Source organism: Psychrobacter jeotgali, assembly GCF_904846315.1.
GTDB lineage: Bacteria > Pseudomonadota > Gammaproteobacteria > Pseudomonadales > Moraxellaceae > Psychrobacter > Psychrobacter jeotgali.
This window is the reverse complement of sequence record NZ_CAJHAF010000001.1, coordinates 2,293,828-2,307,466: the sequence shown is the minus strand read 5'-3', so window position 1 is coordinate 2,307,466 and position 13,639 is coordinate 2,293,828. Positions and strand designations below refer to the sequence as shown.

At 44.0% G+C, this 13,639-nt stretch carries 9 protein-coding genes; 5 read left to right on the top strand and 4 right to left on the bottom strand.

What is annotated here, in order from left to right; all coding sequences use genetic code 11:
- Positions 1 to 2 precede the first annotated feature (2 nt).
- On the top strand, positions 3 to 1,415 hold the full coding sequence (locus JMX18_RS09500) for a hypothetical protein (protein WP_201587203.1): 1,413 nt from the start codon (positions 3 to 5) through the stop codon (positions 1,413 to 1,415).
- Positions 1,416 to 1,503: 88 nt separating this feature from the next.
- On the opposite strand, the gene JMX18_RS09495 is transcribed toward JMX18_RS09500, so the two are convergent.
- On the bottom strand, positions 1,504 to 3,219 hold the full coding sequence (locus tag JMX18_RS09495; protein WP_201587202.1) for a mechanosensitive ion channel: 1,716 nt from the start codon (positions 3,217 to 3,219) through the stop codon (positions 1,504 to 1,506).
- Between the two features lie 410 nt (positions 3,220 to 3,629).
- Here JMX18_RS09495 and JMX18_RS09490 point away from each other — a divergent pair, with 410 nt between their 5' ends.
- The gene (locus JMX18_RS09490; RefSeq protein ID WP_201587201.1) at positions 3,630 to 4,361 is read left to right on the top strand and encodes an FKBP-type peptidyl-prolyl cis-trans isomerase; all 732 of its coding nucleotides are present in this window, start codon (positions 3,630 to 3,632) and stop codon (positions 4,359 to 4,361) included.
- A gap of 224 nt (positions 4,362 to 4,585) precedes the next feature.
- Here the strand turns inward: JMX18_RS09490 and argA are convergent, their stop codons facing one another.
- Positions 4,586 to 5,908, bottom strand: a complete 1,323-nt coding sequence (gene argA, locus JMX18_RS09485) for an amino-acid N-acetyltransferase (RefSeq protein WP_201587200.1) — start codon at positions 5,906 to 5,908, stop codon at positions 4,586 to 4,588.
- Between the two features lie 478 nt (positions 5,909 to 6,386).
- Here argA and JMX18_RS09480 point away from each other — a divergent pair, with 478 nt between their 5' ends.
- The gene (locus JMX18_RS09480) at positions 6,387 to 6,974 is read left to right on the top strand and encodes a hypothetical protein (protein ID WP_201587199.1); all 588 of its coding nucleotides are present in this window, start codon (positions 6,387 to 6,389) and stop codon (positions 6,972 to 6,974) included.
- Between the two features lie 352 nt (positions 6,975 to 7,326).
- Entirely contained in the window at positions 7,327 to 8,895 is a 1,569-nt protein-coding gene (locus JMX18_RS09475; RefSeq protein ID WP_201587197.1) for a phytoene desaturase family protein, read from the top strand.
- A gap of 189 nt (positions 8,896 to 9,084) precedes the next feature.
- Here JMX18_RS09475 and JMX18_RS09470 read toward each other — a convergent pair whose 3' ends face one another.
- On the bottom strand, positions 9,085 to 9,963 hold the full coding sequence (locus tag JMX18_RS09470) for a patatin-like phospholipase family protein (protein WP_227674622.1): 879 nt from the start codon (positions 9,961 to 9,963) through the stop codon (positions 9,085 to 9,087).
- Positions 9,964 to 10,299: 336 nt separating this feature from the next.
- Here JMX18_RS09470 and recG point away from each other — a divergent pair, with 336 nt between their 5' ends.
- Positions 10,300 to 12,618: an ATP-dependent DNA helicase RecG gene (gene recG, locus JMX18_RS09465; protein ID WP_201587193.1), complete on the top strand. Its 2,319-nt coding sequence runs from the start codon at positions 10,300 to 10,302 to the stop codon at positions 12,616 to 12,618.
- 121 nt (positions 12,619 to 12,739) lie between these two features.
- On the opposite strand, the gene JMX18_RS09460 is transcribed toward recG, so the two are convergent.
- Entirely contained in the window at positions 12,740 to 12,904 is a 165-nt protein-coding gene (locus JMX18_RS09460) for a hypothetical protein (protein WP_201587191.1), read from the bottom strand.
- Between the last annotated feature and the right edge of the window lie 735 nt (positions 12,905 to 13,639).

Here is a 13,639-nt window from a genome sequence, read left to right as displayed (position 1 = left end):
TTGTGCCTCGTTCTAATGTTACGCCATCTAATATTACTGCTACTCATAAAGAGCTTACCTATTATCTACAAGCAGATGGGTTAGAGATTGATTTGCCAGTATCATTTTTGCCCAAGCTCTCGTATAGCGCCCAGCAGTATTGGTACTTATTGCCCTTAGGAGAACTGCGACTGCTGGAGCTAACGGTATATTTGCCTATTAATACTAATGATGTTGATCTCGAAGAATCACGTATCGCTGCTATCAAATCTGCACTAACTTGGCATAAACAGCTGTCTCTACAAGGGGTGGGTAGTAGTACGAATACTGCCAATGTGCTGATAGTTGATATACAGCTTATGAATAAAAACGCAGTTAATAATAACAGTTTTGGTGCTCAAAGCGATAAGGATAGTTATATTGCTAAACCGCCTATGACATCGATAGCGCATAGCTTTGGCGCTAGTTACTTTACGAAGGAACTAGCATGGGATATTAATAATGAGACGCCGCTGCTACAAGTATTTAGCGCCCAAGATTGGCAAAACATACTAACCACTACCCAAACCCCGAATGACCTTTGGCGATTTTTGGATTATCACCGCCAGCAATTGCAAAAATCCATGGTTAGCGATACACCTAGTTTTGATTCTGAGCAAGCGCTACTTGCAGAGTTTATGAACAGCGCTATGTTGTTTACTCGCGCTATCGAGACTGATAATGCGCTGATTAAAGCGGGCTTGCAAGACAAGCCTAATGCCGCCCTAGTAACGATGAGCCTTGCCCAAAAAAGTAGAAACGCTACCGCACAGCTGTATCTCCAGCATATGCAGCAAGCAGCGGTGTTATGGTCTGAGCTGAGTGAGCAAATGAATAAGTGGGCACCTCAACAGCCGATAAATAAGGCAGAAGTCAATATCTCAAGCTATCCACTAGGACTGCAACAACTATTGAATGAGTCCTTATTCTCGCGTCATGAATTGATAAGAACTTTGTATAACCATCCCAAACAAACGCCTGCCATGATAGAGAGTGGCTACGTCATACATCAGCATTCTTATGAGAGTCTCGGGCGACACTATCTATTAATATTTTATGGAAAGTCTGCAGATGCCAAGCATAATAGGGCGCTTATTAAACCTAATTTTGCAAAAATCGCTCAAGATGTTGCTACTCGGTTGCCATTAGCAGAGTTGCACCATGTCATTGTACTAGGGATAGACTTTATTGCAGAGCAGGGCGAGACTTATATCGATATCGATACTTGGATTGAACCGGTTACTGCCATGACCCCAAAAGAGCGGCGACTCACCAAGCAGTTGCAACGTATGAGTCAGCAGCAGGCCCAAGCTTCTACTGGGAGTCAAAAGTCGAGTAAAGATAAGCTACCGGAAATAAAACTAAATATTAATATACCTGCTCGTAAAAAGTCTTAGTTGATAACATAAGACATCCAATATAAAAAATCAGTCATAAAAAAAGACAGCCTAAGCTGTCTTTTTTATTAGCAAACTAAAATACTACTTACTTATTCTCATCACTATCCAAGTTATTAGGAGAGGATAGGTCAGAAGAGGTATCAGTGTTATTGCCATCGGTATCGACATGAGTGATATCAACATGGTCGCTACTTAGCTTACTGGTATCGACAGTATCCGTGCTTAAATCATTACTAACCACACTAGGAGTAGTCTTGGTAGCAGCACTAGGAGTTGATTCTCGTACAGCATCGGCTACTTTTTCTTGAGTAGTCATCTTAGGTTTAACAGTAGACTTTGCTTTTGCTTCATTACGCTCTTCATCTATCTTATCTTGCATTCTACGAAGAACACGAGCAGCAGCTTCTTTGCCGCCCAAACCAAATGACAGGGCGAAAGCTACAGCAACCGCACCTAGGGTTAGACCAAATGCTAAGTTAACGATAGAGTCAGCAATACCCATCGCTTTTAGACCCATAGCCAGTACTAAGCCCATGATTAGGACACGTACGATATTGGCTAAGAATTTTGAACCTTGTTCAGAGCGCTCAACCACCCCAGCCACGATATTGGCAAGCCAAAAACCGATGAATAGGATAACTGCGCCAAGAATAATGTTAGCACCAAAACCAATAAACATAGTAATGATGGCTGAAATAGGCTCGAAACCAAGCAGATCAGCGGCGGCAATAGAGGCAAATAACATCGCAAAGAAGATGATGGCATAACCGACTAAGTCAGAAATCTTTTTATCACCCATAGTCTCTTGTAGACCAACTTTAGCAGGTAATTGATTAATTTCAGTATTTTCGATTAGGCCCTTGATAATGTTAGCAACCATACGTACGACGTAATAAGTCACTACTAGGATTGCTACTGCCATAAAGATATTCGGCAATGCTTCCATTATCTTATTGAGCATATTGGTCGCAGGACGCGCAATAACTTCAATTTTTAGCGCATTTAAAGCGGCAATAGTGGTTGGAATAATGACTACTAAAAATGCTAGAGAACCTGCAATATTAGGTAAGCTGTTTTGTTCGCTAATACCTGCTCTTGTAGCCAGCTCTTGCACATTAAAGGTTGAAACTAAGTTGGTTACGATGCCGCGGACCACCTTGGCAATGATATAACCTACTACAAATACCACCCCAGCGATAAGGATGTTTGGAATAAAGCTGAATATTTTATCAACCATATTAGTCAATGGTGCAAATAAACCATCAAGCTCTAACTGACCTAATACCATAGTAAGTACAATAAGAAGGATAAACCAATAAACCATATCAGCAATAGTATTGCTCATGGGCTTTACGCCAGCATGGGCGCTTAAACGCTCATCCATGGTAGTTTTGGATAGGGCGGTATTGATGGCAGTACGGGCCACAGTAGCAATAACCCAACCAAGAACACCCACTGCAATAGCGGCAATGAGATTTGGAATGAATGATAATACTTGACCAACCATATTGGCAAAGGGCGTTGAAATCGAGTTTAGATTAAGCTGATCAAGCGCCATTGAAATAGCGATGATAAAGATAAACCAAAAAACAATTTTAGAGACAATACCTTCTATGTCGTAGGTTTTACCTGTTGAGGTATTCATACGCTGATTAACATTTACTTTTGCCAGCACGCCGCGAACTAGCGCAGCAATACCAAGGGCTACTAACCAACCAATAATGAAAATCAATATGGCACCAATGATGGAGCCAATCGGCCCACCAAGATAACCATTAAAAGATGTAAATGTTGGGTTCATCTTGTCCTCCTTTAATTACCATATGCAAGAGCTATCCGAGCAAATGCTCTTATTAAACTAGCCACACATGATATAAAAATATTTTTGATTAAGCCTTTTTATTAATAATAGTAGAATAAGGTTTCTTTAGCTTCCTTGCTACTATTTAACATTTTGTGATAATAAATTACGTTGTATTACTTACCTGCCTAACTGATTCAGCTTAGCTGATATAATGATAAGGTTAAAGGCGAAAACATTAACTACATAATAGAGTTGTGTGATAACTTGTTATTCTTACTACTGATATTAACAAAGGTTATACAAAGATAAGTTAATATTTGTTGTGACCGTGGTGCCCAAAACTAAGATTTGTTATCATGGCTAATAAGTGACATCTCGCCCCTATTTTTATTACTTGAGAGTATTTTATGAAAAAAATCACTACCTTGTCTGTCAGTGTACTAGCTGGTGCCGTATTGTTGGCAACTGGCTGTAGTACTAATAATGGTAACCAAGAAGCTGCAGCGCAGAGCGTTTCTATTACTGAGCAAAGCTCTGCTAACGAAAAAGTAGGTTACAGCCTAGGTTATATGATGGCTGAAGGTAATAAAGAAGCGGTACAGGACTTAGATCTTGATACTTTTGAACAAGGTTTCCGTGATGGCTATGAAGGCAAAGACTCCGCTTTGACTCAAGAGCAAATGGAAGAAGTGCTTATGGCGTATCAAAAAGAGCAAGAAGAGAAGTTCGTAGCCGATATGCAAAGCGCTGCTGAAGAAAACAAAGCAGAAGGCGAAGCATTTCTAGCAGAAAACGCTAAAAAAGAAGGCGTAAAAGTAACAGATTCTGGTTTGCAATATAAGGTTCTAACACCTGGTACCGGTAAATCACCTAAAGCTACCGATGTCGTAGTAGTTAACTACGAAGGTAAGCTTATCGATGGTACTATATTTGATAGCTCTTATGAGCGTGGTGAGCCTATCGAGTTCCCATTGAATCAAGTTATTGCTGGCTGGACAGAAGGTCTACAGTTGATGCAAGAAGGCGCTAAGTATGAGCTGTATATCCCATCGGATATCGCTTATGGTGAAGTCGGTGTTGAAGGTATCGAGCCTAACAGTACTTTGATCTTTACCGTTGAATTGTTAGAAGTAAAATAATTAGTTTTATAAGCTAAGACTAAAATGGGCAGGTATAATCGATTCTAAATAAAGCTTACACGTTTTTATAATGTGCTGCTTTTGAAGTGTTTTAGCTATATTATAGCTGCTAAAGAAAACCCCTCATGTGCTATGGCAGATGAGGGGTTTTTTGTGTCTATATTTTATAAAATCTATTTTTACGAAAGCTAAATCTCAGCTATAACAATCTATAAGGTAAGAGTCTACAGGGTTTTTTGGAAAACCTTAGAGTTACGACCATTATGATACTTCTCACGGCGTGGCTCCGGTAAGGCGCTAGCATCAACCTCGGCAAAGCCTTGCTCAACGAACCAATGGGCGGTACGGGTAGTCAATACAAATAACTTATGCAAGCCATGACTGCGCGCTTGTTGCTCTAAAAAGGCGAGCAAATCGGCCCCGCGGCTACCATTACGGTAATCAGGATGGACGGCTACACAAGCGACCTCTGCTGAATCGGCATCTAAAGGATACAGCGCAGCGCAGCCTAGAATCATCCCGTCACGCTCGATGACGCTATAATTATCGACCTCTTGCTCTAAACGTTCACGTGAACGGGCGACCAAGATACCTTGTTCTTCAAGCGGAGAAAGCAGCTCAATAAGTCCGACCACATCATCAATATTGGCATGACGAATCTCTTCATAAGGGTCGTGGCTAATCAAAGTGCCAGAACCATCACGAGTAAATAGCTCCTCTAATAAAGCACCATCTTTGGCATAAGAGATAATATGAGTGCGATGTACGCCTTTTCGGCAGGCTTCGCTAGCGCAGTGTAAGAAGTAATTCATCTCACTACTTAGATCGCGATCACGTAAGAAACGATCGACTTCATTGGGAATCATCTCACGTAGCGTACGTGCCCCATCTTTGATATCGGCCTCTTCACCTAAGAAGATAAGCTTATCGGCACCAAGGGCCACTGCAGCACTAAGCGCAACATCCTCGCCCAATAAGTTAAACACCTCACCGGTGGCCGAATAACCCATTGAGCCTAAGATAACAATATGATGGTGTAGTAAGTTATTATTGATGGCATCCGTATCTATCGAACGTACCTCGCCAGTCATTTGATAATCAACCCCATCACGCACCCCATACGGACGAGCGGTGACAAAGTTACCCGAAACCGCATCAATGCGTGAGCCATACATAGGCGAGTTGGATAGTCCCATTGATAGCTGAGCTTCGATCTGTAAGCGGATAGCGCCTACTGCTTGCAAAATAGCGGGCATAGCTTCACGCGGAGTAACCCGAATATCTTGATGTAGTGGCGAGGTTATGCCGACTTCGGCTAAGTTCTTGTCAATCTGTGGGCGGGCACCATGCACCAAAACCAGATTAATCCCCAAACTATGTAATAGAGCAAAGTCATGGATGAGCGTACTGAAGTTAGGGTGCTTGACCGCCTCACCGCCGAACATAATCACAAAGGTTTTACCGCGATGCGTGTTAATGTAAGGGGCAGAGTTACGGAACCAATGAACGTATTCAGGATTAATCTGTGGCATAGCGCTAGTAGTCATAGTAGGAGCAATAATAAATAGTAGTCGGAACGTTAAAAGAGGAGTGACAAAAAAGCTTGTCGCCAAAGAATTACCATAGCAAAAAACATCGTTATGAGCTATCTTTTATTTTAGCGAAAGCCATATGCTTTTATACACAACATCAACAAGGGGTTAGTGTACCTACAAAACGTTTTTGCTATGCTAAGCACTATTGCTTGAGAGCAAGTTTTAATATAAAAATCTTAAAATAATATTATCCATATGAGAATTATTGAAAGCTAAGTCATTAGGGCGTGTTCATGACTTGGTTTTTAACTGTAAGCTTAATAAGTAGCCGTTTTGATATTTTGATAACTAGCGGTTTTGATATATAGTGCCATAAGGCTTTATGGTGCGATCTAAAACGATGAAATTATAGTCGGCTACCGCCCAAGTTTTAAAAAGTCATTCACTTAGCGCCGTTTTATTGACGTATCAACAAGGAATAATGAACATCATGAAAAAAAGCAATCATCTAGCCAGTCCTTTCAGTGCTTGGAGTGGTCATCGTCTGTTTCATGTCGTAGCTGGCACCCTTATTGGTGCAATGGCAGTGACCCAAGCTTCGGCTATGCTACCGACGCCGTATCCTGAGCTCGATAATCCAGCGGCTGTTCAACCGGCAACTACGACTGGTAATAACTCCACTGCGCAAGCGATCAACACCAAGATTACTGCTTCTTTAGTTAGTGTAGACGGCAACGGAAAAGAGTCATTAATACCGGTAACAGCGGCGACTCGTTTGCAGCCAGGCAATGTCATAGAGTATCAAGGGTTGTTTACTAATACTAATGCTGATCGTGTGCGCAAAATGACCGTCACTTTGACTATTCCTGAGCAAGTAGAGCTGCTGCGGGTGGTCTCTCCTGAATTCCCTTATGGTAGTGCTGATGGTGAGAAGTTTGCTCGTATGCCCCTGCGTGGTAGAGTAGATAATCAAATGCAAGAAATTCCTTTGAAATACTATCAAGCAGTACGCTGGGATATCGAAGGTATAGGCTTGAATGATACGGTAATGGTTAAATATCGGGCACGCGTAAAATAAAGCTAAGCCTTAAATAAATTGCAATTAGGTAGAACGCATACACCAGATTATGTGGCGTTCTTTGTTTCCTTTCTGGCGGGTCTGGGTTCGGATTATATGACAGGGCAAGCACCCATCATTGATGGTGGGCTTGTTTACCGCTAAGGTAATCGCTTGTGATATTTAATAGCAAAGCACTAACGCTATCTGTCATTGAATGTTCAACAGACCCTAATATTTTTTTGATAAATGTATTTGTTCCAGCATTAATCCAACGAGTTAGCCAAATTGAAGCGTTTTATATCATGGTAAAGTGCGACCCAATCACAGGTATTTGCCAGCTACCAGAGCAAGAAAATAAAGGAGCAGTTTTATGAGCAATGATGACCAAGATGCGATTATTATCGGATCGGGACATAATAGCCTGGTTTGTGCGCTTTACCTGTTAAGGGCGGGCTGGTCCGTTCGTGTTTTAGAGTGCGCCTCGACGCCCGGCGGCGCGGTTAAGACGCAGGAATTGACCGAACCGGGGTTTAAGCATGACTGGGCCGCGATGAACGTTTCGAACTTTAAGAATTCAGCATTCTACGCGGATTTCGGCTCGGCTTTGGAACGTCAAGGCGCAGAGTTTGTGACTGCAGAAAACTGCTTTGCTTCGGTATATGATGATGGAACCTGGTTTGGTGTCGGCACCGATACCGCAGCCAACGTCTCTCGCATCGCGGCATTTTCTGAACGAGATGCCAAAACGTGGCAATCTCTAACCGACAGCTTTGCATCACGTGCGGCAATCATTGGCGGCTTGATGTCCAGTCCGATGAAATGGACTGCGTTGAGCGGCCTTGGGTTCAAAGCGCTGCGTCAGCAAGGCTTGGACGGCACGTTTGATTTGATCCGCTTTATGCTGTCCTCGCCGCGCGACTGGCTGGGCCGTACGTTTGAGAGCGAAAAGATCCGCGCCGCACTGGCACCTTGGGGCATGCATGTAGACTATGCGCCCGACGTTGCAAGCGGTGCGATCTTTCCCTATCTCGAAGCGTTCGGCGATCAGGCCGGCGGTTTGTCGCTGGGTAAGGGTGGGGCGGATACCATCATCCGCGCTATGGTTGCCGAGATCGAGGCGCAAGGCGGGTCGGTGGAGTGTGACACTGAAGTGACGCGCATCTTTCATGAGAATGGTAAGGCCCAGGCTGTCGAAACCGCTGATGGTAGGCGGATTAGTGCAAACAAGGCAATCATCGCTAATGTTGCGCCAAAGGCACTGGCGCGTCTGACTGACACTACCGGCAATGCCGACTACGATTCTGGACTTGACACCTTTAGGCACGCACCCGGCACGGTGATGATCCACCTGGCCCTGTCCGATTTGCCCGACTGGCGCGCCGGATCGGAACTGCGCAATTATGCCTATGTCACAATCGCCCCAACACTCGATGCCATGGCGCTGGCCTATCAACAACCACTGGCCGGGCTTTTGCCGACAGAACCGATGATCGTCGTGGGGCAGCCCACAGCGATTGACCCAAGCCGCGCCCCTGCAGGCAAACACACGCTTTGGCTGCAAGTGCGGATGGTGCCCGGCGAGATTAAAGGCGACGGCGCCGGACAGATCAACGCAACCGATTGGGACACAGCACTGGCCCCCTTTGCCGAGCGTGTGCTGGATATCGTCGAACGTCACGCGCCCGGCCTGCGCGACCGGATCCTTGGCATGCGCTGTGTGTCCCCGCGTGATCTGGAGGCCGACAATCCAAACCTAGTGGGTGGTGATCAGGTCTGCGGCAGTCATCATCTGTCACAAAACGCGATTTTCCGCCCAGTTTTGGGCTATTCTGATGGCACGACACCGATCGAAGGGTTGTACCATACAGGCGCAGCTGTTTGGCCAGGCGCAAGCACAGGCGCGGGTCCGGGTACATTGCTGGGCCGCATGCTGACATAGGGTGGAAGTCATTCGTTGGTTGTGAGCGCGGCATTGAAAAAGGGTCAGGCGCTGCCGGTAATTATAAAGAACACTAGCATTACGCATGCTAGTGTTTTTTTATGCTCAGGCTTTCTATCCCTATTTTTAACAGAGGGTATGAGATAAATACAAAAGAAACCAATCACTTTGCACAACGACCTTGCATAGCTACTGTGGATAGAGGCTCTGAGTTTTGTTGGCGATCAGTTGCTTGATAGCGTTAATTTGTAGTGTGGTCGCTTGCTCGCCTGCTGTCATAAGCTGACGGCGCTGGCTAGTATCTAAAGAGCTGATTTGACCAGTACTTGGGGTGATAACAATATCGGCGCGCTGGCGTTCACTGATTGTGGAAGTAGGACTGCTGGTAGCATTACTATTGCTACTGCTGGCAAAACGACTCTCGAGTAAACCCCAAAAGCTAGTTAATGAAGTTATCGAAGCCAGATTAAAGCTGGATTTGTCAGCATTAGCATCAGTCACATCGACAGCAATAACGATATCTGCGCCCAAATCATGGGCGCTATCGACAGGTACTAAGCTGACCACGCCGCCATCGATATACTTTTTGCCTACCTTTTCAGGGATGCGCGGTGCAATAAAAATATTGGGAACGCTGCAAGAAGCTTGTACGGCTAAGCCGGCATTACCTTGAGTAAATACTGTTTTTTTAAGGGTTTGTTTCTCAGCGGCTACGGCTGCAAAACCAATGGGGAAATCCTCTATGGAGCGCTCGCCAACTTTAGCATTAATAAAGTTTCTAAGCTTGATGCCTTCAACGAAGCCTTGATTGGATAAGGTGAAGTCCATAAGCTCGCTATCAGGGGTAGTCAAAGCTAGGTTCTCTAACTGCGCTGCGCTATAGCCGCTAGCATAGAGGCTGCCGACCAAGCTACCAACACTGGTTCCAACCACCAACGTCGGGGTAATACCGTTTTCTTCCAGTGCTTTTATGACCCCAACATGGGCAAAGCCTTTAGCACCGCCGCCGCCAAGTACCAACGCTACATTCGGCTGATCTATAACTGGCGCTGTCGAATCTGCGGGCATAAGGCTAGTACAAGCGCTGAGCACCAGTGCTAGGGTTGCAGTAATGCTTGCTCGTAATATGCTACAGGCTGGTAATTTTATTTTATAAAAACTTAGAGAGGCAAGCATAAAAACCCTATAATAAACACTATGTTAGTAAAAGAGCTGAACATTTTATCTTAAGTAAAATAGCTTAGCATAATTATTGACAGCTCATAACTCGTTGTCAGTTATAATAAAGGCAGCTGATATACAGTTAGCTTGTTGATTATTATGGTTTTTGCATATAAAAGCTATAGCCGTATCATTACTAAAGCTGAATTCAAAATTTAAAAGTAATTGCGTTAGGATATCTCCATGCCCGTCTCGGCCGATCAGTTATCATCTTATCCCATTAATAATGAGCCAGTTGCCGCGCTAGATATGCCGGTGACCGCTCTTGCTGGAGTGGGATCAAAAATTGCTGAACAGCTGGCGCAGCTAGGAATCAGTCGAATCTTTGATTTATTATTGCATTTGCCACGTGATTATGAAGATCGCAGTCGCCTGATTGATATAGCTGAGGTGAGTCATGGGCAAGCGGCACTGATTACGGGGCGGGTGGTACACGTTGATAATAAACGTAGCGGCATGACGGTAATCGTAGAGGATAGTACCGGCACGCTCTCGCTAAGGTTTTTTAAGGTTTATCGTGGTTTGGCACAAACCATGAGTTTAGGAGCCCAGCTACAACTGTTTGGGGAAGTTAAAGTCAGCCGCTACGGCAAACAGATGCATCATCCTGAATATCAAGTGATTACTGAGGGAGCGGCGCTGACCAATACAGGCTTGCAGCCCATTTATCCTAGTGTAAAAGGTCTGCACCAAAATAAGCTGCGCACCTTGATTAAGCTGGCGCTGCAAACCGTTCGTAGTCAAGGTCTCCCCATGACTTTATTTACGGCGGACGACTTTGGGGTGGTAGCTGACTTACCATTAGTGCCTTTTGAGCCTTCCAAAACCGCAAGTGTGCAAGATACGGACCCTGAAGATATCTTTTCGACATTAGAGCGGAAGGTGCCAGCTAGTAATCATCTATTTGCTAACCCTTCTGTAGCAGCGCAGGAACCTGCAAACAGTTATGTTATTGCCAATAATAATGTCTATAACTTGACTATATTTGAGGCCTTGGTGTTATTGCACACCCCGCCTACTTATACCGATGCTGGACAGCAATATAAGCTATTGAATCAGCTAAGCGCTCGTACTCATGCTGCTTGTCAGCGTTTAATTATTGAAGAATTAACCGCTCATCAACTTAGCCTGTTATATCGCCGGCAACAATTACACCAATTTAAAGCACCAAAATGTGCGACCCAAAGCCTGCTGACAGAGCAGTTATTTGGAGCGTTACCCTTCAACTTAACTGGCGCACAAAAGCGGGTTATGCGAGATATCACCGCCGATATGGCGACTTCCATTCCGATGCTTAGGTTGGTACAAGGTGATGTGGGCGCTGGCAAAACCTTGGTCGCCGCCGGCGCAGCAGGCTACGCGCTTGATAGTGGCTGGCAGGTGGCAGTCATGGCGCCTACTGAAATATTAGCTGAACAGCACCTGCTCAATTTTAAGCAGTGGTTTGAGCCGTTAGGAGTTAGCGTGGGCTGGCTGGCAGGTAAACAAACCGCCAAGCAGCGCCGTGAAGCGTTAGCAGCGGTGAGCGAAAATACGGTACAAATCGTAGTTGGCACTCATGCGTTATTCCAAGAGCAAGTGCAGTTTGCTAAATTGGGTCTGGTCATTATTGATGAGCAGCACCGTTTTGGGGTCGAGCAGCGTATGGCCTTAACTAACAAAGGTGTGGCAGGTAGCACCCCGCATCAGCTGATTATGACTGCAACCCCGATACCGCGTACGCTGGCGATGAGTGTCTACGGCGATATGGATACTTCCATTATCGATGAATTGCCGCCTGGACGCACGCCGATTACTACCGTCACCATTGATCGTAATCGGCGGGACGAAGTGATTGAGCGCATTGCCATTAATTGCGCAGCAGGACGGCAAGCATATTGGGTATGCTCACTAGTAGAGGAGTCCAGTGTACTCGATGCACAAGCAGCCGAAGCGACCTTTGAGGATTTAAACGAGCGTTTGGATATCCGTATTGGCCTCGTGCACGGCAAAATGAAATCTGCTGATAAGCAAGCTATCATGCAAGAGTTTAAGGCGGGCAACCTTGAGTTATTGATAGCGACCACCGTGATAGAGGTCGGCGTTGATGTGCCTAATGCTTCACTAATGGTGATTGAAAATGCTGAACGTTTGGGGCTCTCGCAGTTGCATCAGCTGCGTGGACGAGTGGGACGTGGTTCGACTAAGAGCTTTTGTGTATTGCTATACCAAAAGCCATTATCTGAGACTGGCACCGAACGTTTAAATGTACTGCGGGATAGTACTGATGGCTTTGTGATTGCACAAAAAGACTTAGAGCTGCGTGGACCTGGTGAGCTGTTAGGCAAGCGCCAAACAGGTAATGTCGGCTATTATCTAGCTGATTTAATCAGAGATGAGCAGTTATTTGCCATCGCGCAGCGTTTAGCTAAGCATTTAATATCAGACCCTACACGTAAGGCTGATGTCAGCCAGCTGATTCATCGCTGGATGCCGGAGGCCAGCCGTTATACCAATGCTTGATATGCTTAAGCAATATTGAGGGTAAGTGCTAGTCGTAATTATCTCAGCCGGCTTGTGTTAAGTTAGAGTATAAATAAAAAGAAGGATAGCATTAGCTATCCTTCTTTTTTAATGAAAAATGTTATTTATCTTTCTTCTTATTCTTAGCTTTTTTCTCGGGTTTCTCTTTTTTTGCTTTTTTCAGATCTTTTTTAAGATCTTTAAGTTTCTGTTCTTGCTTTTTAATCTCTTTTTTAGTGTCTTTGATATCACTTTTGAGCGCTTTTACTTTCTCTTTATTAGCCATGATGAACTCCTTGGTCTACAAGTTAAATGATTTTTGCTTTCAGAATGTGATCATCTGATCTTACTTTATTAATATAGCACTGATACGCACTGTGTTTTAGAGATTATTGATAAAGTGATGTCGTTGATTTATTAATGAAGTTATAAATGGGAGTTAGCAGACGGGTATCTGGTATGAAATACAGGGTTAAGTAACGCTAAAGTTAATTTTTTAATATATTTGTTAATAATCTCTGACTCATGTGTTCGGTAATCGGCGTTGATATCCTCAGGTCAAAATGGCAACTTATAAAAATAATTGTCTAGTATTAAGATAGATTTTGACAGGATGTTGGAATCTTAGTGGTCTTAATAAGACTGACTTTTGTGCTTTTAATTCACTAATGCACATACTCTTTAAAGAGTCAGGCTTTCCTATTAAAACTTTATACAAGGATGTTCGATGAAAAACATTGTACTTTTTACCTGCGCCATAGTTGCCCCTCTATTATTCAGCCAATCCGCTTTTGCTGCCTTTGATTACTTCAAAACTGATAATAGCTCTATGCAGCTTAATTGATTTATCAATGATATTCATCGCTTATCAGTCTTATAGCATTTATTTTGGATATTTTCATGCTGATATATTTTTAGTGCATGTTAAAATTATCAACCCAAAACAGTATATATAAGAATAAGATGATGACTTAATATATGCTATCCTCAATAAATTTATCGACCATTGCAATAATAAACA

What these genes read in the sequence shown, in the direction of transcription:
- argA (WP_201587200.1), bottom strand. Translation starts at nt 5,908, where the DNA reads ATGACTACTAGCGCTATGCCACAGATTAATCCTGAATACGTTCATTGG.
- JMX18_RS09490 (WP_201587201.1), top strand. Translation starts at nt 3,630, where the DNA reads ATGAAAAAAATCACTACCTTGTCTGTCAGTGTACTAGCTGGTGCCGTA.
- JMX18_RS09480 (WP_201587199.1), top strand. Translation starts at nt 6,387, where the DNA reads ATGAAAAAAAGCAATCATCTAGCCAGTCCTTTCAGTGCTTGGAGTGGT.
- recG (WP_201587193.1), top strand. Translation starts at nt 10,300, where the DNA reads ATGCCCGTCTCGGCCGATCAGTTATCATCTTATCCCATTAATAATGAG.
- JMX18_RS09495 (WP_201587202.1), bottom strand. Translation starts at nt 3,219, where the DNA reads ATGAACCCAACATTTACATCTTTTAATGGTTATCTTGGTGGGCCGATT.
- JMX18_RS09475 (WP_201587197.1), top strand. Translation starts at nt 7,327, where the DNA reads ATGAGCAATGATGACCAAGATGCGATTATTATCGGATCGGGACATAAT.
- JMX18_RS09470 (WP_227674622.1), bottom strand. Translation starts at nt 9,963, where the DNA reads ATGCCCGCAGATTCGACAGCGCCAGTTATAGATCAGCCGAATGTAGCG.
- JMX18_RS09460 (WP_201587191.1), bottom strand. Translation starts at nt 12,904, where the DNA reads ATGGCTAATAAAGAGAAAGTAAAAGCGCTCAAAAGTGATATCAAAGAC.